The organism is Streptococcus sp. ZY171113 (genome assembly GCF_057748235.1).
The window spans coordinates 2,054,333-2,075,006 of record NZ_CM173243.1 but is presented as its reverse complement, the minus strand read 5'-3'; the positions used below and the strand labels follow the sequence as shown (position 1 = coordinate 2,075,006).

At 44.8% G+C, this 20,674-nt stretch carries 22 protein-coding genes; 21 read left to right on the top strand and 1 reads right to left on the bottom strand.

The window, feature by feature from the left end; genetic code table 11:
- The first annotated feature begins 142 nt into the window (after positions 1-142).
- From AC3ARB_RS09850 to AC3ARB_RS09760, 19 genes are all read left to right on the top strand, one after another.
- On the top strand, positions 143-1,504 hold the full coding sequence (locus tag AC3ARB_RS09850; protein WP_488320383.1) for a carbohydrate ABC transporter permease: 1,362 nt from the start codon (positions 143-145) through the stop codon (positions 1,502-1,504).
- A complete protein-coding gene (locus AC3ARB_RS09845) occupies positions 1,504-2,340 on the top strand; it encodes a sugar ABC transporter permease (protein WP_488320382.1) in 837 nt (278 codons plus the stop codon). Before AC3ARB_RS09850 ends, AC3ARB_RS09845 begins: the two co-directional genes overlap by 1 nt.
- Positions 2,341-2,360: 20 nt before the next feature.
- On the top strand, positions 2,361-3,500 hold the full coding sequence (locus AC3ARB_RS09840) for an ABC transporter ATP-binding protein (RefSeq protein ID WP_488320381.1): 1,140 nt from the start codon (positions 2,361-2,363) through the stop codon (positions 3,498-3,500).
- Positions 3,501-3,699: 199 nt separating this feature from the next.
- Positions 3,700-3,990: a 30S ribosomal protein S6 gene (rpsF, locus tag AC3ARB_RS09835; RefSeq protein ID WP_488320380.1), complete on the top strand. Its 291-nt coding sequence runs from the start codon at positions 3,700-3,702 to the stop codon at positions 3,988-3,990.
- A 15-nt stretch (positions 3,991-4,005) separates the two neighbouring features.
- On the top strand, positions 4,006-4,497 hold the full coding sequence (locus AC3ARB_RS09830; RefSeq protein WP_488320379.1) for a single-stranded DNA-binding protein: 492 nt from the start codon (positions 4,006-4,008) through the stop codon (positions 4,495-4,497).
- A gap of 21 nt (positions 4,498-4,518) precedes the next feature.
- On the top strand, positions 4,519-4,764 hold the full coding sequence (gene rpsR, locus AC3ARB_RS09825) for a 30S ribosomal protein S18 (RefSeq protein ID WP_488320378.1): 246 nt from the start codon (positions 4,519-4,521) through the stop codon (positions 4,762-4,764).
- Between the two features lie 160 nt (positions 4,765-4,924).
- Positions 4,925-6,277, top strand: a complete 1,353-nt coding sequence (rlmD, locus tag AC3ARB_RS09820) for a 23S rRNA (uracil(1939)-C(5))-methyltransferase RlmD (protein ID WP_488320377.1) — start codon at positions 4,925-4,927, stop codon at positions 6,275-6,277.
- A gap of 264 nt (positions 6,278-6,541) precedes the next feature.
- A complete protein-coding gene (locus tag AC3ARB_RS09815; RefSeq protein WP_488320376.1) occupies positions 6,542-7,297 on the top strand; it encodes a DeoR/GlpR family DNA-binding transcription regulator in 756 nt (251 codons plus the stop codon).
- A gap of 193 nt (positions 7,298-7,490) precedes the next feature.
- The gene (gene lacA, locus AC3ARB_RS09810; RefSeq protein WP_168549468.1) at positions 7,491-7,919 is read left to right on the top strand and encodes a galactose-6-phosphate isomerase subunit LacA; all 429 of its coding nucleotides are present in this window, start codon (positions 7,491-7,493) and stop codon (positions 7,917-7,919) included.
- Positions 7,920-7,942: 23 nt separating this feature from the next.
- Positions 7,943-8,458, top strand: a complete 516-nt coding sequence (lacB, locus tag AC3ARB_RS09805) for a galactose-6-phosphate isomerase subunit LacB (RefSeq protein WP_488320375.1) — start codon at positions 7,943-7,945, stop codon at positions 8,456-8,458.
- Positions 8,459-8,519: 61 nt separating this feature from the next.
- The gene (locus AC3ARB_RS09800) at positions 8,520-8,837 is read left to right on the top strand and encodes a PTS lactose/cellobiose transporter subunit IIA (RefSeq protein ID WP_488320374.1); all 318 of its coding nucleotides are present in this window, start codon (positions 8,520-8,522) and stop codon (positions 8,835-8,837) included.
- Positions 8,837-10,537 carry a lactose-specific PTS transporter subunit EIIC gene (locus AC3ARB_RS09795; RefSeq protein WP_488320373.1) on the top strand — a complete coding sequence of 567 codons (1,701 nt, stop codon included), beginning with the start codon at positions 8,837-8,839 and terminating at the stop codon, positions 10,535-10,537. The genes AC3ARB_RS09800 and AC3ARB_RS09795 overlap by 1 nt, the downstream gene beginning before the upstream one ends.
- Positions 10,538-10,613: 76 nt before the next feature.
- Positions 10,614-12,020: a 6-phospho-beta-galactosidase gene (gene lacG / locus AC3ARB_RS09790; RefSeq protein WP_488320372.1), complete on the top strand. Its 1,407-nt coding sequence runs from the start codon at positions 10,614-10,616 to the stop codon at positions 12,018-12,020.
- Positions 12,021-12,083: 63 nt separating this feature from the next.
- A complete protein-coding gene (locus AC3ARB_RS09785) occupies positions 12,084-12,968 on the top strand; it encodes an aldose 1-epimerase family protein (protein WP_488321559.1) in 885 nt (294 codons plus the stop codon).
- Between the two features lie 219 nt (positions 12,969-13,187).
- Positions 13,188-13,391 carry a hypothetical protein gene (locus tag AC3ARB_RS09780; RefSeq protein WP_488321564.1) on the top strand — a complete coding sequence of 68 codons (204 nt, stop codon included), beginning with the start codon at positions 13,188-13,190 and terminating at the stop codon, positions 13,389-13,391.
- Between the two features lie 455 nt (positions 13,392-13,846).
- On the top strand, positions 13,847-14,863 hold the full coding sequence (locus tag AC3ARB_RS09775; RefSeq protein WP_488320371.1) for an acyltransferase family protein: 1,017 nt from the start codon (positions 13,847-13,849) through the stop codon (positions 14,861-14,863).
- Positions 14,841-15,365: an AAA family ATPase gene (locus AC3ARB_RS09770; protein ID WP_488320370.1), complete on the top strand. Its 525-nt coding sequence runs from the start codon at positions 14,841-14,843 to the stop codon at positions 15,363-15,365. Before AC3ARB_RS09775 ends, AC3ARB_RS09770 begins: the two co-directional genes overlap by 23 nt.
- A 144-nt stretch (positions 15,366-15,509) precedes the next feature.
- Positions 15,510-16,277 (top strand): GntR family transcriptional regulator, encoded by a 768-nt coding sequence (locus AC3ARB_RS09765; protein WP_488320369.1) that lies wholly within the window; start codon positions 15,510-15,512, stop codon positions 16,275-16,277.
- A 12-nt stretch (positions 16,278-16,289) separates the two neighbouring features.
- Complete coding sequence (locus AC3ARB_RS09760; RefSeq protein WP_488320368.1) at positions 16,290-17,462, top strand: SIS domain-containing protein; 1,173 nt, start codon at positions 16,290-16,292, stop codon at positions 17,460-17,462.
- Between the two features lie 42 nt (positions 17,463-17,504).
- On the opposite strand, the gene AC3ARB_RS09755 is transcribed toward AC3ARB_RS09760, so the two are convergent.
- Entirely contained in the window at positions 17,505-18,215 is a 711-nt protein-coding gene (locus AC3ARB_RS09755; protein WP_488320367.1) for a GntR family transcriptional regulator, read from the bottom strand.
- Positions 18,216-18,402: 187 nt separating this feature from the next.
- On the opposite strand from AC3ARB_RS09755, the gene AC3ARB_RS09750 reads away from it, so the two are divergent.
- Together AC3ARB_RS09750 and AC3ARB_RS09745 are read left to right on the top strand one after the other, a co-directional pair.
- On the top strand, positions 18,403-20,172 hold the full coding sequence (locus AC3ARB_RS09750; RefSeq protein WP_488320366.1) for a glycoside hydrolase family 35 protein: 1,770 nt from the start codon (positions 18,403-18,405) through the stop codon (positions 20,170-20,172).
- Positions 20,173-20,192: 20 nt separating this feature from the next.
- On the top strand, positions 20,193-20,672 hold the full coding sequence (locus AC3ARB_RS09745; protein WP_488320365.1) for a PTS sugar transporter subunit IIB: 480 nt from the start codon (positions 20,193-20,195) through the stop codon (positions 20,670-20,672).
- Positions 20,673-20,674: the final 2 nt, after the last annotated feature.

The window sequence follows — 20,674 nt, the reverse complement described above, 5'->3', positions numbered from 1 at the left end:
CACGACTGTTCGAATAAAATTGACGTCGGGCTAAGGCCAATAGAAACTGATGCAAGTTATATAGAAACCTCGTTTTCTGGGCACCTGTCCAGTTTCCTTTTGGCTTTCTAAAGCCCATTGTATCTTATGAAAGGAGTTTGTCATGGCAATTAGGCCTAACACTTCAACTGTAACCGTGAAGCAAGCTCTGGCAGCAGGTTCTTGGGATATCAAGCTATCTGCCCTGATTATGGGTTTTGCTAACCTGGCTAATAAGCAATTCCTAAAAGGTAGTCTTTTCTTGACCAGCCAACTCTTGTTCCTTATTGCCTTTTTCAATCAAATCGTTCCAGGTTTGATTGGTCTTGTGACCTTGGGGACACAGACGCAAGGGATGGCAACCCAGGAAGTTGATGGGGTAAAAATCCAAGTGGCTGTCGAAGGGGATAACTCCATGCTGATGTTGATTGGTGGACTAGCTTCCGTCATATTCTGCTTGGTGTTTGCTTACATCTATTGGAGCAACCTCAAGAGTGCACGGACGGTTTACCAACTAAAACAAGCGGGACAACCTCTGCCAAGCTTCAAGGAAGATATGGCGACGCTGACGGATGGCCGCTTCCATATGACCTTGATGACCATTCCCTTGATTGGGGTCTTGCTCTTCACCGTCTTGCCGTTGGTGTATATGATTTCCCTGGCCTTTACCAACTTTGACCACAATCATCTGGCACCGAAATCCCTGTTTGACTGGGTCGGTTTTGCCAATTTTGGTGACGTCTTGTCTGGGCGGATGGCTGGTACATTCTTCCCTGTCTTGTCATGGACCTTGATTTGGGCAGTGTTTGCAACGGTAACCAACTTTATTTTTGGGGTTATCTTGGCCCTTATCATCAATACCAAGGGGCTGAAGTTCAAGAAAATGTGGCGGACCGTCTTTGTGATCACCATAGCCATGCCACTTTTCATTTCCTTGCTGATTATGCGCAACCTCTTGAATGATGTTGGTCCTCTAAATGCACTTTTGCAGAACTGGGGCTGGATTAGCCAACCAATTCCGTTTTTATCTGACCCGAACTGGGCTAAGTTCTCCATCATCCTGGTCAATATGTGGGTTGGTATCCCTTATACCATGTTGATCGCGACGGGGATTATCATGAATATTCCATCTGAGCAAGTTGAGGCGGCAGAGATTGATGGGGCAAGTAAGTTCCAAATTTTCCGTCATATCACTTTCCCACAGATTTTGACCATTATGACACCCACTTTGATTCAGCACTTTATCGGTAACATCAACAACTTTAACGTGATTTACCTTTTGACGGGTGGTGGTCCTGCCAACTCTAACTTCTACCAAGCGGGATCGACTGACCTTTTGGTTACCTGGCTCTACAAGTTGACGGTGGCGGCGGCAGACTATAACTTGGCTTCTGTTATCGGTATCTTAATCTTCACCTTGTCAGCAGTATTTAGCCTTTTGGCTTACACTCGCAGTAGTTCTTATAAGGAAGGAGTGGTCAAATAATGAAAAGCAAGAAACGCCTTCATCTGGGGTTGACCTATGCTCTTTTGATTGTTTTATCAGTAATCTGGCTTTTCCCGATTGTCTGGATTGTATTGACCAGTCTTCGTGGAGAAGGGACAGCTTATGTCAGCTATATTATACCTAAGGGCTACACACTAGCGAACTATGCCAAGCTCTTTACCAGTCCAAGCTTTCCATTTGGGAAATGGTTCCTTAACACCTTGTGGGTTGCGACAGCTTCTTGTGCCTTGTCTACCTTTATTACGGTGGCAATGGCCTACTCGCTGAGCCGTCTCAAGTTCAAATTCAGAAATCATTTCCTCAAACTGGCTTTGGTGCTCAACATGTTCCCTGGCTTTATGAGCATGATTTCGGTGTACTACATTCTGAAAGCTATGAACTTGACCCAGACGCACACAGCCTTGATTCTGCTTTACTCGTCTGGAGCGGCATTGAACTTCTATATCGCCAAGGGCTTCTTTGACACCATTCCCTTCTCTTTGGATGAATCGGCTATGATTGATGGGGCAAGTAAGAAAGATATCTTCTTCAAAATCACCCTGCCGTTGTCAAAACCAATTATCGTCTATACAGCTCTCCTGGCCTTTATGGCTCCTTGGGTAGACTTTATCTTTGCTCAGGTCATTTTAGGAGATGCTGTTGACAAGCATACGGTGGCGATTGGTCTGTTCTCAATGCTTCACCGTGATGTGATCAACGACTGGTTCCTCTCCTTTGCAGCAGGTTCTGTCTTAATTGCCGTGCCAATTACCATTCTCTTCATTTTTATGCAGAAGTATTATGTCGAAGGCATCACAGGCGGATCTGTCAAGTAGGTTAGAAAGAAGGATAAGATATGACAACATTAAAACTGAATAACCTTTATAAGAAGTATCCCAATAGTGATTTCTATTCTGTTGAGGATTTCAATCTTGATATTAAGGACAAAGAATTCATCGTCTTTGTAGGCCCTTCAGGTTGCGGTAAGTCAACCACGCTTCGTATGATTGCAGGTCTTGAAGACATCACAGAAGGTGAGTTTTACATCGATGACGAGCTCATGAACGACATCGAGCCAAAAGACCGTGACATCGCCATGGTCTTCCAGAACTATGCCCTCTATCCGCACATGACGGTTTACGACAACATGGCTTTCGGCCTCAAGTTGCGTAAGTACGACAAGGATGACATCGATCGTCGAGTGCGTGAGGCTGCTGAAATCTTGGCTTTGACCGACTTCTTGCAACGCAAGCCAGCTGACTTGTCAGGTGGTCAACGCCAGCGGGTAGCCATGGGACGTGCCATCGTTCGTGACGCCAAGGTCTTCCTGATGGATGAACCGCTCTCTAACTTGGATGCCAAACTTCGGGTGTCCATGAGGGCTGAGATTGCGAAAATTCACCGTCGTATCGGTGCAACCACCATCTACGTTACCCACGACCAAACCGAGGCCATGACCCTGGCGGATCGTATCGTTATCATGTCTGCTACCAAGAATGCTGCTGGTACTGGTACCATCGGCCGGATTGAGCAAGTTGGTACGCCACAAGAACTCTACAATGAGCCAGCTAATAAGTTTGTTGCAGGTTTCATTGGTAGTCCAGCCATGAACTTTATCGATGTTACTCTGAAAGGAAACCGCTTGACAGATGGCAAGGGCTTTGACATTGTCATCCCAGAAGGCAAGCGTAAGCAGCTGGATGAGCTGGGCTACCAAGGTAAGAACTTGATCTTCGGTATCCGTCCGGAGGATATTTCATCAGACTTGATTAGCCAGGAGAGTTATCCAGATGCTCGAGTTCGAGCAGAAGTGGTGATTTCAGAACTATTGGGTAGTGATTCCGTTCTCTACTGTAGGCTAGGAGGTCAGGAGTTCTCAGCTCGTGTAGCAGCAATAGATTACCTGACACCAGGTTCAACGGTTGACTTGGCCATCAATGTGTCTAAGGGGCATTTCTTTGACGCTGAGACTGGAAAACGAATTGGCAAGCGCTAAGAAAAGAAACTTGAGATTGAAGAGAGTGTTAATGTCGATTTATTCTCTTCAATCTTTTTTAGTTAGACAATTTCTTACGAATGTTGACTTTTTTACTTGCAAAATCAGAAGAAATAACCTATAATAGTTATTTGTGAGTACCCCTCACTTACCCACAGGGAGGCTTGTGGGTCATTAGACCAAAAGGAGGAACATATCAATGGCTAAATACGAAATTCTTTATATCATTCGTCCAAACATTGATGAAGAAGCGAAAAACGCTTTGGTAGCACGTTTTGACTCTATTCTGACTGACAATGGTGCAACAATCACCGAGTCAAAAGCATGGGAAAAACGTCGTCTTGCCTACGAAATCAACGATTTCCGCGAAGGCTTGTACCACATCGTTAACGTTGAAGCAACTGATGCTCATGCTCTTAACGAGTTTGACCGTCTGTCAAAAATCAACGGCGATATTCTTCGTCACATGATTGTTAAGCTTGACGCTTAATCGGTAGGTGTTTGTATGATTAACAATGTCGTGCTTGTTGGTCGCATGACCAGAGATGCAGAACTTCGTTACACCCCAAGCAACGTGGCGACAGCGAGTTTTACCCTGGCTGTCAATCGTAACTTCAAAAACCAGGCTGGCGAGCGTGAGGCAGATTTTATCAACTGTGTCATCTGGCGTCAGCAGGCGGAGAACTTGGCTAACTGGGCCAAAAAGGGTGCCCTTATCGGTGTTACAGGTCGGATTCAGACCCGTAGCTATGATAATGCCCAAGGCCAGCGGGTTTATGTGACCGAAGTGATTGCAGAAAATTTCCAGCTCTTGGAAAGCCGTACGGCACGAGAGGGCCAAGGTGGCGGTTATGCCCCATCTTATAATCCTGGTTACGGGTCAGCCCCGTCCTACCAAGAGCCAGCTCAACCTCAAACACCAAACTTTGGTCGTGATGAGAGCCCCTTCGGGAATTCAAATCCGATGGAAATCTCAGATGACGATCTACCATTCTAGAATTTTATAAAGGAGAACATCATGGCTCAACCACAACGCCGCGGCGGTTCATTCAAACGCCGTAAAAAAGTTGACTTCATCGCAGCTAACAAGATTGAATACGTTGATTACAAAGATACTGAGCTTCTTAGCCGTTTCATCTCTGAGCGTGGTAAAATCTTGCCACGTCGTGTGACTGGAACTTCAGCTAAAAACCAACGTAAAGTGACAACTGCGATCAAACGTGCTCGTGTAATGGCTTTGCTTCCATTCGTAAACGAAGATTAATTTGTCAGAATCGGTCCTCTTGGGCCGATTTTTTTCTTCGTGTCTAAACTTTTTTGAAGGGTAATCAGTCGTTTCAGCTTTTGCTAAATATCAGATAGGCTAGAGCACCTTTAAAGCAAAATATGTTATAATGGTTCCAAACAATCAGCGAGGTGAACATATGGGATTAACGGTCAAACAACGGATTCCTCTGAAAATCAAGCGGATGGGGATTAACGGCGAGGGCATCGGTTTTTACAAGCAGACCCTGGTCTTTGTGCCTGGAGCCTTAAAAGGTGAAGAAGTTTATTGCCAGGTGACGGCTGTCCAGCGGAATTTTGTCGAAGCTAGGATTCTCAACATCAACAAGCCTAGCAAGTTCCGAGTGGACCCAGCCTGTGCCATCTACGAGGCCTGTGGCGGTTGCCAGCTCATGCATTTGCGGTACGATAAGCAGTTGGATTTCAAGACGGATTTGCTGCGGCAGGCCCTGAAAAAATTCCAGCCAGCTGGCTATGAGGGGTACGAGATTCGGCCGACCATCGGCATGGAAGAACCTGTCCACTACCGGGCCAAGTTGCAGTTCCAGACCCGCTCCTTTGGTGGTTCGGTCAAGGCTGGCCTCTTTGCGGAAAATTCCCACCGCCTGGTGGACATTCAGGACTGCTTGGTTCAGGATAAATTGACCCAGCAAATCATCAACGCCACGGTCAAACTCCTCGATAAGCACAAGGTGCCCATCTACAACGAGCGTAAGATTGCAGGTGTCCGAACGGTCATGGTCCGAAAGGCGGAAGGTTCCGACCAGGTCCAGCTGGTCTTTATCACCAGTCGTGACCTGCGATTGGCTGGGGTGGTTAAGGAGCTGACGGCGGCCTTTCCTCAGATTAAGACGGTGGCGGTTAACCTCAACACCAGCAAGTCCAGCGAGATTTACGGGGACAAGACGGAGATTATCTGGGGCCAGGACACGATTGCAGAGAGCGTCCTGGATTACAGCTTTGCCCTTTCCCCAAGAGCTTTCTACCAGCTCAACCCCAAACAGACGGCGGTTCTCTATGGCGAGGCGGTCAAGGCTCTGGACGTGACCAGTGAGGATGACTTGATTGACGCCTACTGCGGCGTGGGGACCATTGGCTTTGCCTTTGCTGGTAAGGTCCGCTCGATTCGCGGCATGGACATCATCCCAGAGGCCATCGCTGACGCTAGGAAAAACGCGGCGGCCATGGGCTTTGACAATGCCCACTACGAAGCGGGTAAGGCGGAGGACATCATCCCCCGCTGGTACGCCGACGGCTATCGGGCAACGGCCCTGGTGGTGGACCCACCACGCACGGGCCTAGACGACAAGCTCCTGGACACCGTTGTCCGCTACGCCCCTGAAAAAATGGTCTACGTTTCATGTAACGTGTCCACCCTGGCACGGGATCTGGTCAGACTGACGGACGTTTACGAGGTGGTTTATATCCAGAGCGTGGATATGTTTCCGCATACGGCAAGGACCGAGGCGGTTGTGAAGTTGGTCCGTAGGTAGTCCCTTCGCCTTTTAGTTTCTAGGGCTCAGGCTGTCCCAGTCCACTGGACTGGGACACTCCCACATACGGCAAGGACAGAAGCGGTTGTGAAGTTGGTGCGGAAGTAGTTCCTTTGCCCTCTAGTTTTTAGGGATCAAGCTGACGCTTCCTTTTCTTGGACGCTATTGAACTGTCTTTTGTGTCATGGAATATTTTTTAGCAAAAGCAACAAAAAATGTTTGAAAAATGTTATAATGTTAGTAACAAATTTGAGGATAGTTGACATGAAAAAATATAGAAGACACGAAGAAATAGCGCAACTTGTGCAAGAAAAGGGAACGGTTAGGATAGCTGAGTTAGTTGAACGATTCAACATTACAGATATGACGGCTCGACGTGATTTGTCTGAGTTAGAAGAACAAGGACTGTTGACCAAAATACATGGCGGTGCTCGTAGCAATAATGCTTTTGCAGTGAAAGAGAGTTCACATCAGGAAAAACACGATATAAATATTGCAGAGAAGTCTGAAATAGCAAAGAAAGCAGCGGCTTTGATCGAGGATGGGGATACCATCTTTCTGGGTCCAGGCACAACTGTCGAATTGCTAGCAACGGAGATTCAGAACACTGCCTTATCTGTTGTGACCAATTGCTACCCTGTTTTCAAGCACCTTTATGAGAAAAAGACGGAAACCTTTAAGGTTTATCTCTTAGGTGGCGAGATGCGACAAGTAACGGAATCATTTGTGGGTGAGATTACTAATACCATTTTAGAAAAGATGAAATTCAGTAAAATGTTTTTCAGTGGTAATGGTGTGAAAGAAGGAGACGTGATGACTTCTTCCTTTGCAGAAGCCTTTACACAACAGCTAGCACTAAAAAATTCTCTGGAAAAGTACTTACTAGTTGATACAACTAAGATTGGAAAAGAGGATTTTACAACGTTTTGTCATTTGGGAGAATTAACGGCTGTCATTACAGATTGTATGAGACCAGAACAACTGCAAAAAATTCAAGATTTTACAGAAGTCATTTCTTAATATAACAAAAAACCAACAAAAACCTCACAAATTGTTGGTTTTTTTGATTCAAAAAATCAAAAAAATAAAAAAATAACATTTTTAAGACATTTTTTGAACAAAAATTGTTGACAAAATGTTTTTTTTGGTATATAATCATAGTTGTAAAAAGGTTGTAACCGTTTTTCTACATATTAACTATAAGGAGTACATTATGGCAATTGTCATTGGTGCAGATCAAGCTGGACTAAAGTTGAAAGATATTATTGTTGACTATCTTAAAGAAAATCAATTAGAGGTTATTGATGTTAGTCAAGGCGAGGTAAGAGATTTTGTCGATACGACTCTTGCTGTTGCCAAAGAGGTTCAAAAGAACGATGAAAACTTGGGTATTGCGATTGATGCTTATGGAGCAGGTAGTTTCATGGTCGCTACCAAGGTAAAAGGCATGGTGGCGGCAGAGGTATCGGATGAACGGTCCGCTTACATGACGAGAGGTCACAACAATTCTCGGATGATTACAATTGGGTCGGAGATTGTTGGTACAACTCTTGCTAAAAACATTGTTAAAGGATTTGTCTTTGGTTCCTATGATGGTGGTAGACACCAAATTCGTGTCGATATGCTGAATAAAATGGGTTAAAATAGAAGAAGGGGATACTAATTATGAGAATTGCTGTTGGTTGTGACCACATTGTGACAGACGAGAAAATGGCTGTTGTTGATTACCTAAAAAACCAAGGTCATGAGGTCATTGACTGCGGGACTTATGACCATGTGAGAACACACTATCCGATTTATGGAAAAAAGGTTGGTGAGGCTGTTGTCAGTGGTCAAGCAGACTTGGGCGTTTGTATCTGCGGAACTGGTGTCGGCATCAACAATGCCGTGAACAAGGTTCCGGGTGTCCGCTCAGCACTTGTCCGAGACATGTCTTCTGCAGTATATGCCAAGGAGGAATTGAATGCCAATGTTATTGGTTTTGGAGGCAAAGTAACAGGGGAGCTTTTGATGTGTGATATTATTGATGCATTCATTGCTGCTGAATACAAAGAAACACCGGAAAATAAACTGTTGATTGAAAAAATCAGTCAAATTGAAACGCAAAATGCGGAACAAGCTAAACCAGAGTTCTTTAATGAATTTTTAGAAAAATGGGATCGTGGAGAATATCACGATTAGAACACGGTTACCAATCGTTTAGTCTTCTATAAAAAACACTATCTTTAGGAGGAATTCTCTGATGAATAGAGAAGAAATTACCCTGTTAGGGTTTGAAATCGTTGCTTATGCAGGCGACGCCCGCTCACGTCTCCTGGAAGCCTTATCGGCTGCACAAGCGGGTGATTATGACAAAGCTGAGTCACTTGTTGAAGCAGCCGGGGAGTGTATCACCAATGCCCATAAAGCTCAGACAAGTTTGCTTCAAAAAGAAGCCCTGGGTGAAGATCTGGCCTTTAGTGTGACCTTGATGCATGGTCAAGACCACTTGATGACAACCCTGTTGTTGAAAGATATGATGAAACATATGATTGAACTTTACAGAAGGAGTAGTCGATAATGAATGCTTTGATTAACGCGTTAGAAAAACAAAAACCTTTGTTTGAGAAAATTTCACGGAACATTTATCTCCGTGCTATTCGTGATGGCTTTATCGCCAGCATGCCAGTTATTCTTTTCTCTAGTATTTTCCTGTTGATTGCTTTCGTTCCAAACATTTTTGGCTTCACTTGGAGCGATGATGTTGTCAGCATGCTCATGAAACCTTATGGTTATACGATGGGGGTTGTGGCTCTGTTGGTTGCTGGTACGACAGCAAAATCATTAACAGATTCTGTTAACCGTGATTTGGAAAGCACCAATCAGATCAACTACATGTCTACCATGTTGGCATCAATCACAGGATTTTTGTTGCTAGCTTCTGATTCTATCGAGGGTGGTTTTGCTAATGGCTTTTTGGGTACGAAGGGTTTGCTTTCAGCCTTCTTGGCGGCTTTTATCACCGTTAACATTTACAAAGTTTGTGTAAAAAACAATGTCACCATTCGCATGCCTGCTGAAGTTCCACCGAATATTTCACAGGTATTCAAAGATTTGTTCCCATTCTCTTTCTCAATCTTTGCTCTCTATGGTTTAGATTTGCTTGCCCGCAACATCATTGGAACCAGCGTTGCTGAAGCTATCGGTACGCTACTTGCCCCTCTCTTTACTGCTGCAGACGGTTACCTTGGTATCACCATTATCTTTGGTGCCTATGCCCTCTTCTGGTTTGTTGGTATTCATGGTCCATCAATTGTTGAGCCAGCGATCGCAGCCATTACTTATGCAAACATTGAAACTAACTTGCAGTTGCTCCAAGCAGGTCAGCACGCCGATAAAGTGTTGACTTCAGGAACACAAATGTTTATCGTGACCATGGGTGGTACTGGAGCTACCTTGGTAGTCCCATTCATGTTCATGTGGTTGACAAAATCAAAACGCAATCAGGCCATTGGACGTGCTTCAGTAGTTCCAACTTTCTTCGGTGTTAACGAACCAATTTTGTTTGGTGCACCTCTTGTTCTTAACCCGATTTTCTTCGTACCATTTATCTTGACCCCAATTGTTAACGTCTGGATCTTCAAATTCTTCGTTGATACCTTGGGCATGAACAGTTTCTCTGTGAACCTTCCTTGGACAACCCCAGGACCGCTGGGCATTATCATGGGAACACAGTTTGCAGCCCTGTCGTTTGTTCTGGCAGCTCTGCTCATTGTTGTTGACGTTGCCATCTACTACCCATTCTTGAAAGTGTACGATGACCAAATTTTAGCAGAGGAAGCGGCTGGTACCAGCAATGATAGCTTGAAAGAAAAAGTTGCGTCGAACTTTAATACAGCTAAAGCGGATGCCATTCTTGAAAAAGCTGGTGTGACAGAAAAAGCATCAGAAACAGAAATCACTGAGCAGACTAATGTCCTCGTCCTTTGTGCAGGTGGTGGTACAAGTGGTCTCCTGGCTAATGCCTTGAATAAGGCTGCGAAAGAGTATGGTGCTCCAGTAACTGCTGCTGCTGGAAGCTATGGTGCGCACCGTGAAATCTTGCCACAATACCAATTGGTTATTCTTGCTCCTCAGGTTGCCTCTAACTATGAGGATATGAAGGCAGAAACTGATAAACTTGGTATTAAATTGGCTAAGACTGAGGGGGCTCAATACATTGGTTTGACCCGTGATGGTCAAGGTTCGCTTGAGTTTGTTAAGCAACAATTTGAAAATTAAACAATAACACTTGGAAGGTTGGGGGAACTCAGCCTTCTATTTGGCTTAGAAGAACTATTTTTAGAAGAGGAATATGATGACAAAAACATTGCCAAAAGACTTTATTTTCGGTGGCGCAACAGCTGCTTACCAAGCAGAAGGGGCAACAAAAACAGATGGTAAGGGAGCAGTTGCCTGGGATAAATACCTGGAAGAAAATTACTGGTACACTGCAGAGCCAGCTAGTGATTTTTATAACCGTTATCCAGTTGATTTGAAGTTAGCAGAGGAATTTGGTGTTAATGGCATTCGGATTTCAATTGCTTGGTCACGCATTTTTCCAACTGGATTTGGCGAGGTCAATCCCAAAGGTGTTGCCTACTATCACAATCTTTTTGCGGAATGTCATAAACGCGGGGTGGAGCCATTTGTCACACTGCACCATTTTGATACCCCAGAAGCACTACATTCGAATGGTGACTTCTTGAACCGTGATAATATTGATCACTTTGTGAATTACGCAGCCTTTTGTTTTGAAGAATTCCCAGAAGTTAATTACTGGACAACCTTCAATGAAATTGGTCCGATTGGTGACGGACAGTATTTGGTCGGAAAATTCCCTCCTGGAATCCAGTACGATTTAGCTAAGGTCTTCCAATCTCACCATAACATGATGGTTTCCCATGCGCGTGCGGTTAAACTCTATAAAGATAAGGGTTATACTGGTGAAATTGGCGTGGTTCATGCCTTACCAACAAAATATCCTTACAATCCAGAGAATCCAGAAGACGTTCGTGCAGCGGAATTAGAGGATATTATCCATAATAAATTTATTCTTGATGCCACCTATTTGGGTCATTATTCTGAGGCAACCATGTCTGGAGTTAATCATATTTTAGCGATTAACGGCGGTGAATTAGATCTCCGTGAGGATGATTTTGCAGCCTTAGAAGCAGCCAAGGATCTTAATGATTTCTTGGGAATTAACTATTATATGAGTGATTGGATGCGTGCTTTCGATGGCGAGACGGAAATCATTCACAATGGTAAAGGTGAAAAAGGTAGTTCCAAATATCAAATTAAGGGTGTCGGTCGTCGTGAAGCACCTGTCAACATTCCAAAAACAGATTGGGATTGGATTATTTACCCACAAGGGTTGTATGATCAAATCATGCGTGTTAAAACAGACTATCCAAACTATAAAAAAATCTATATTACAGAAAATGGTCTGGGATATAAGGATGAATTTGTCGATGGCACCGTTTATGATGATGGTCGGATTGACTATGTCAAGAAACACCTAGAAGTGATTTCTGACGCGATTGCTGACGGTGCAAATGTCAAAGGCTACTTTATCTGGTCACTGATGGATGTTTTCTCATGGTCAAACGGCTACGAAAAACGGTATGGTTTGTTCTATGTTGATTTTGAAACTCAAGAAAGATACCCTAAGAAATCGGCTTATTGGTACAAAGAAGTAGCTGAGACATTAACAATTTTATAAGAGATATTTTTGATGGGAGGGTCGCACTTAACGCCTCTCCCTCTTCTGCGTGGAGGATAGATGATGGTTATTCAATTAAAAAATGATGAGTTAACGGTTGAATTTTCAACTTTGGGCGGAGCTCTTTCGTCAATCAAAGATAGAGATGGTATCGAATACCTTTGGCAGGGAGATGCCACTTATTGGAGTGGGCAGGCACCTGTGCTGTTCCCGATTTGTGGTAGTTTACGAAATGACAAAGCTATTTACGATGATAATGAAGTTGGTTTTATGCCTCGTCATGGTCTCGTTCGTAAGTGTGACTTTGAATTAGTAGACCATAGTGAGAATCAGGTAACATTTGCTATTCAAGCAACTGATGAGATGTTGGCACAATACCCTTATCGGTTTGAATTGAAAATTACTTATACCTTAATTGGAAAAACGCTTAGGACAACTTATCAGGTAATCAACCATGAAACAGAGAAGGAATTGCCTTATTTTATCGGTGGTCATCCTGGTTTCAATTGTCCTCTACTTGATGGTGAAGCTTACGAAGATTATTATCTGGAGTTCGAGACTGATGAAACCTGTACCGTTCCGCGGAGCTTTCCAGAAACTGGTTTGTTGGATGTAAACGATCGAACACCATTTTTGAATGGACAAAAGATTTTAGATTTAGATTACGATTTATTTAGTCATGATGCGATTACGCTAGATCAACTGATTTCTCGTAGTGTCAGCCTCAAATCTAGAAAAAGTCATAAGGGTCTGAGAGTGGATTTTGCTGATTTTTCAAATCTTATCATTTGGTCAACGACCAATAAAGGTCCATTTATTGCCCTGGAACCCTGGAGTGGTCTGTCGACGTCTCTTGAGGAAGGTGATTACTTCCACCAAAAACGTCAAGTTGACTGTATTGCACCAGGTCAAATGGGTCGTAAAGAGTTTGACATCACAATCTTATAGATGTGCGAATCGCTCTAATGTTTATTGGTGAATTTCCATGTTTGTCGTGGAGTTTTTTGTAATGAGATTAAGATGAAACTGCTTTGCTTGGTCAGGGCTTGTATGATGAGGATTTTCATGCTATCATGAATTGATAGGTGGGGAATGATTGCTTAGTAGTAAACAGATGAGAGATAGGAGAAAAAGGCTGGTTGAAGACAGAATGAGAAAACTAAACAATTGTTTGTTCAAGAGGCGGGCGCTTCGGACCGAGGCGGTTGTGAAACTACAACGAAAGAATTGCTAAAAATCCTTGATTTTAAGCAGTTTTTCAAGCATTTTGTATTTGTAGATGATGGTCTTGGAGGACTGAAAAAAGTTCAAAAAAAGGAGCTTGAGGTGAGTGTTTTTATCTCGCCTGTTTGCGGAAGACACAAAAGTTAGGTGATAACACATATTAGTGCTAACGACAGTACGTCCTGGGTGAAATAGAGCAGAGTTGACAATAGTGCTAAACTAGGATAGAATAAATCCACGAGCACCCAACTGGTTCCCTGATTCAAAACAAGTTGGGTCATGTTTTATTTAGAGAACAGCTGGGGCTAAATATATAGTATATCATCACATGTGTTAAAAGAGTGTAAACCGTTAAATAAAAAGAATATGCTAACGAAAATGATAGTTGTTAGCATACTCTTTTTATATTATCAAAAATGTTATCGTTACTTAAACCTTATCGGCTGTTTCTTGCATTTCTAACCTGGATAAGTTAGAATGAAAACAGACTGAAGAGATTAAGGCTAATCTTATCTCAAGATAAACTAGCGTAGTAACTTTTGAGTGTGACTGTTGTGACGTACGGGCAGTTGCCTAGTTATTTTCGTTAAGAAAGGTTTCCCATGCCTCAACGCCCAAGCTACCCCCTCTTAACCCTAGTCCAGTATGTCCTCGCCATTGGAGTTTTGGTGGTCCACAGCGGCAGCCTCTTTCCCAACCCGGTAGCCCATTTTGTGGCCAAGAGCCTTTATGGCCGCTTGGCAGTACCGGTCTTTCTGGTCAGCTCGGCTTATTTTCTGCGAAAGCAGGAGCGGGTCGAGCTAGGGGCGACCGCTGCCCACCTCAAAAAACTCTTGTCGACCTACCTCAAGTGGAGCTTGGTCTACCTGCCCTACACCCTCGCTTACTTCCTGAGCCTCAATCTGCCACTCTACCTCCTCCCCCTGGCTCTCTTGGTCGCCTTCCTCTACCTGGGCACCTGCTACCAACTCTGGTACCTGCCCGCCCTTTTTCTCGGTCATTTTTTGGTCAAAGCAGGGCAGTCATGTTGGTCGCCAAGGGTACTGTTTGGGGCTGCTATCAGCTTGTACGCCCTAGGCAGCATCGAAACCTATATGGGTTATCTGGAGGGAACAAGCTTAGGAGTAGCCTATCAGACTTATGCCAGCATTTTCGTGACCAGCCGAAATGGGCTTTTCTATGTTCCTATTTTTCTCCTCCTGGGACAAGCCTTGGCTGACCATGACAAGAGCCGCTTCCTGACCCAGCGACCTGGGGTCAAGCTACTCTTAGCCCTCCTGGTCTGGTTGGTCGAAGCCAGCTTTATTTATGTTAACCAAGGTCTGGACAAGAACTTTTTCCTGACCCTGCCTCTGGTGGCGGTCTGTTTAGTCAATTTTTGCCTCAAATCGCCTTGGCAACCCAGTTGGGTCAAGCCTCGCCTGCGTCAACTGGCCCAATTCTACTATTTTATCCATCCCCTCTTTATCGAGCTGGGTTTGTTGCTTCTAAAGCCTCTGGCCCTGCCCAAGTGGCAGACGGGTCAGCTGGTTTTTGCTCTGGCTCTGGTGGGAAGTCATCTGATCGCTCTGCTATGGTCCAAAAGAAAGGAAAATCATGAAAGTTCTGCTGATCGGTAGCCCTGGTGCGGGTAAGTCCACCCTGGCCCTCCAGCTGGCTGAGGAGCTGCAACTACCTATCCTTCATCTCGATAAGCTCTGGCATGCGACGGATTATTCGGCGGCGGCGCGGGAGAGGTTTCGCCAGGAGATTGAGGCCTTTATGGCTAGTCACGATTCTTGGCTCATCGATGGCAACTACGCCAATCGCCTGCCCCAGCGTCTGGCCCAGGCAGACCATGTGATTTGGCTGGATTATTACCGCTGGCTCTGCCTCTACCGTGTCCTTTTGCGGTCTTTTCAGGCCCGTTTTTTGGGTAAAAAACGGCCTGACATGGCAGAGCAGTTTAGGGAGCGTTTCGATAGAGAGTATCTGGCGTTTTTACAGTTTGTCTGGACCTTTCCCAAAACCGTATCTCCCAAAATTGCAGACCAGTTGAAGCAGTTTTCGGGTCGACTGCTGGTTTTGGACAGACAGCAATCAGTCGATAAGGTTGTCGCTTGGTTAGGCCAAGAAAACTAATCAGCTCGGCTATTTTCTAAAAAAACAAACAAGAATCGAAGGGTTCTTGTTTTTTATTTTTCGAAATCGTTCGCTAAGTATTGACTAATGGTTTTGAAAGCGTTATAATAGTAAGGTGGTTATAACAAGTTAGGAGGACTTGCTATGCATGAATCATCAAATGACAAGCCTCTCTATCTTCAACTGGTTGATGAGCTGGAGACCACGATTCGGGAGCAGATGTCAGCCCATGACAAGTTGCTATCGGAGAGAGAGTTGACGGACCAATATGGGGTCAGTCGCATCACAGTTCGTTTGGCCTTGCAAGAGCTTGAACAGAGAGGTCTTGTCTATAAAAAACAAGGTAAGGGAACCTTTGTGTCGGAAGTGGGCGATTCGGTTGTCGATTTGTCCAAGGCTTATAGCTTTACCGAGCAGATGCGGAAAATGGGGAAGATTCCCATGACCACCATTATCACCTTTACCACCAGCCTTGTTAGCGAGGAATTGGCTAAGGAGATGGGGCTTGAAAAAGATAGCGAGGTTTACGTCCTTGAACGGTTGCGGTCTGCGGACCATGTGCCCATGATGTTGGAAACCTCTTACATTCCTGTCGCCACTTTTCCGAACCTAGCCAGGGACCTGTTGGAGCGAAAACCGCTCTATGACATTTTTGCTGAGGACTACAAGCAATCCATTCGGGTGGCTGAGGAGGAGTTCTATGCCAGTTTGGCTTTAGACTTGGCGGCCAAGTGGCTGGAAATCCCTGAGCATAGTCCTGTTTTACAATTGCTGCGGAAATCTTATAATGCCAAGAACAAATTGGTCGAGTACACTGTTAGCGTGGCTCGGGCTGACCAGTTCCGCTATAAGATTACCCACAGGCAACAGAAAAAACCATTTTTTGGCATCAATTTTACTAAAAAGAAATAGGAGGATAGATAGATGTTTGAACTATCTAAGGAAACCCTGTTGGAGTTGGGTGCGGAGATTACGACCCGTGAAATCCGTCAACAGCCAGAACTCTGGCAGGAGGCATTGGAGCTTTATAAGGAAGCTCAAGAGAAGGTTTCGGCTTTCCTGGATAAGGTGCGTGCAAGCAGCCCTAACAAACGCATCAAGGTGATTTTCACTGGTGCTGGAACTTCTCAATACGTGGGCGATACCATCCTGCCTTACCTCAAGGCTAGTGGTGACCGAAGCCGTTACATTTTTGAGAGTGTGGGAACAACCGATCTTGTATCTGTACCTTTCCACCACCTTTTTGCCGATGAGACTTTGCTACTGGTCTCCTTTGCCCGTTCAGGTAACAGCCCTGAGAGCGTGGCTGCCGTTGAATTGGCCAACCAACTCGTGCCAAACGCCTTCCACTTGACCATCACCTGTGCCCCAGAAGGTCAGTTGGCCAAGCGTGCTGAAGGTGACGACCGCAACTGCTTGCTCTTGCAGCCAAGCCGTTCTAACGATGCGGGCTTTGCCATGACGGGCAGCTTCACCTGCATGCTTTTGACTGCCCTGCTTGTCTTTGATGAGACCAAAGATTTGGCGGCTAAAGAAGCTGTTATCAAGGAAATCGTTCGTTTGGCAGAAGATGTGGCCAGCCGTGAGGCAGACATCAAGGCCATCGTTGATTTGGACATCGAACGGATTGTTTACCTGGGTTCAGGCCCATTGTCTGGCTTGACACGTGAGGCCCAACTCAAGGTGCTTGAATTGACTGCGGGTCAATTGGCGACCATGTTCGACTCGTCTATGGGCTTCCGTCACGGTCCTAAATCCTTCGTTAACGAGAAGACCCTCTTGATTGACTTTGTTAATAACAACCCTTACACTCGTGACTATGACCTTGACTTGCTTGAGGAAGTTTATGGTGATAAGATTGCCCTTAAAACTCTGGCTGTTGCCCAAAAAGGTGAGCGTAACTTCAGCGGTGAGACCTTCGAGCTCTTGTCTGATACCCTCATTGACGATGCCTACCTGGCTCTGCCAATGGTCTTTGTGGCTCAAACCATCTCTCTTCTTGCCTCTGTTAAGGTTGGCAATACCCCAGATACCCCATCAGCAACTGGTACCGTTAACCGAGTTGTAAAAGGTGTGATAATCCATGATTACAAGTAGATAGTAAAAAGGCGGAGCGCTTTTTCCGCTCCGCCGATTTTCTTAGTGCTTATTAACAGAAATCTCGAATTTGTAGAAATTCCAATGCTTGTGACTTTCAACATATTCTAAAACATCATTACTGTCATGACGTTTGGTCGTCCGAATTTGCAGAACTGTTGGTTCATTTGGAGACAGTTCCAAAAGCTCAGCAACATGGGTTGGTGTTGGCAAGCGAATTTCATTGGTTTCAATGAATGGTTCTTCTGACAAGTGCAGGTCGAAATCCAATTTGAATCGCTGGTAGATGGAAACGTAGTGGTTCTTCTTAGCCTTTGGATTTGAAATGTACTGTTCAGGAATGTAGGATTCTTGATAGAGGTAAGGAGCTGTCTTGGTTTTTCTCAAGCGAACAATCTTATAGTAGTTAGCTGTCTTAGGCAGGTTCAGCTTGGCTAGGTACTCAGGGTCGTTGCCTTTGGTCATGGACAAAACGGTCACGATGTCCTCAGCGATTGGGAAGCGTTCGATATCTGAGAAGGCCACGGCCTTACCTTTACGGGAGCGTGATACGAAGGTGCCCTTACCTTGGTGACGAACCAGATAGCCGTCTTTTACCAAGTCGTTTAAGGCACGGATAACCGTGATGGAACTCACGTCGTAAATTTTGGTCAATTCTGCCTCGGTGTAAAAACGGTCACCGTTTTCAAATTTTCCTGATGTAATCTGTTTCTTTAAGTCATTTTTGATGAGTTGGTACTTTGGAACTCTCATATTTAACTCCTTTCTTTGGTTGTAAATTTCATGAAAAATATGATTACAACAACATTATACTAAATGATTTTAGAAAAGCCAAAAAAAAAGTTTGAAAAAATTAAAAAATTTTTTTCAAAAAAGACTTGTCATAACCAGTTGGATGTGGTATCATATTAACATAGACGAGGAAAGGGGTTTCAAAACCATGAAATTCACCATCGGGGAAGATTTTTATTTGGACGGCCAACCCTTTAAGATATTGTCTGGTGCAATCCACTATTTTAGGGTCCATCCAGACGATTGGTATCATTCTCTCTACAACTTGAAAGCTTTGGGTTTTAACACCGTTGAAACTTATGTCCCTTGGAATTTGCATGAACCTAAGAAAGGCCAGTTTACGACAGAAGGCATTCTAGATGTGGAACGTTTTTTGCGAATCGCTGCTGACCTTGGGCTCTACGCCATTGTTCGTCCTTCACCTTACATCTGTTCTGAGTGGGAGATGGGCGGATTACCAGCCTGGTTGTTAGAAGAAGATGTTAGGGTACGTTCATCGGATGAAAAATACCTAAAATTCGTTGACGACTACTTTGCCTACCTCTTGCCCAAACTGGCTAAGTACCAGCTGACTCGAGGAGGGAACATCCTCATGTTCCAAATTGAGAATGAGTACGGGTCTTACGGAGAGGACAAGACTTACCTACGTGAGTTGAAAAAACTCATGGAGAAACATGGCATTGACAGTCCCTTCTTTACCTCAGACGGCAACTGGCGTGCGACACTTCGAGCAGGTAGTCTGATTGAAGATGACATTCTAGTAACCGCCAACTTTGGCTCCAGAGCCAAAGAACGGTTCGCTGAGGTTCAGGATTTCTTTGATGAGTATGGTAAGAAATGGCCACTCATGTGCATGGAATTCTGGGACGGCTGGTTCAACCGTTGGGGCGAAGAGGTTATCCGCAGGGATCCAGAAGAACTGGCAGATAGTGTCATGGAAGCTCTAGAGATTGGCTCAGTCAACCTCTACATGTTCCACGGGGGTACTAACTTCGGCTTTATGAATGGCTGTTCGGCTAGAGGTCAGAAAGACCTGCCACAGGTCACCTCTTATGACTACGATGCCATTTTAGACGAAGCTGGTAACCCGACTCGCAAGTTTTACGCCTTGCAGGAACGCTTGAAAGCTCGTTACCCAGACCTGAGTTTTGCAGAGCCACTGATTAAGCCTGCTAAAGCTCACCCGTCAGCACCCCTCGTCAACAAATCTAATCTCTTTACCTCTTTAGCACCGATTGCTGACAGCGTTGAGAGTTTCTATCCAAAAAATATGGAAGCTCTTGGTCAGAATGTTGGTTATGTTCTCTATGAGACGACCATCGAGCGGGACAAGCTAGAAGATGAACGGTTTAGAGTGATTGATGCCCGTGACCGTATCCAGGTCTATGCTAATGATAAGCATGTCATCACCCAGTATCAAGAAGAAATTGGTGACGATATCGTCCTTCCACAGGAAGAGCCTTTCACCAACATCAAAATCTTGGTTGAGAACATGGGACGGGTGACCTACGGTCATAAATTGACCGCACCAACCCAAAGCAAGGGCTTGGGACGCGGGGCAATGGCAGACCTACACTTTATCGGCAACTGGAAAATGTATCCGCTACCACTTGACAATACCGATCAGTTGGATTGGACAAGTGAATGGTCAGAAGGCCTACCGAGTTTCTATCGCTATGAGGTAGAGCTAGATGAGCTGGCAGACACCTACTTGGACATGACAGGCTTTGGCAAGGGTGCCGTCTTCATTAATTCTGTTAACATCGGTCGTTTCTGGGAAAAAGGACCAATACTATCTCTCTATCTACCTAAGGGATACTTAAAACAAGGACGCAACGAGATTGTCGTCTTTGAAACTGAGGGCCGTTATCGAGATAGTGTAACCTTCTCAGCAACACCAATAATAAAAACTTTATAGAAAAGTGAGGAACTTGTTTCATGGCTATCATTGGAACACGTATCGACGGCCGTCTCATCCACGGTCAGGTTGCCAACTTGTGGGCAACCTCGCTCAAGATTTCTCGCATCATGGTTATTGATGACGAAGTCGCTCAAAACGACATCGAGAAAGCTGGCTTGAAATTAGCTTGCCCTCCAGGTGTTAAACTGTCTATCCTTCCAGTTGAGAAGGCTGCAGCAAACATCTTGGCTGGCAACTACGACTCACAACGCCTCTTCATCGTTGCTCGTTACCCAGACCGCTTCTTGAAGTTGGTTGAACATGGTGTACCACTTGAGGCTCTCAACGTTGGTAACATGTCAGCAACTCCAGAAACACGCTCAATCACACGGACTATCCATGTGACAGACAAAGACGTTGAAGATTTCAAAACTTTGGCTGCTAAAGGCGTGAAATTGACCCAGCAAATGGTTCCGAACGACCCAGTAGCGGAGTTCCTGCCATTGCTTGATAAATAAGT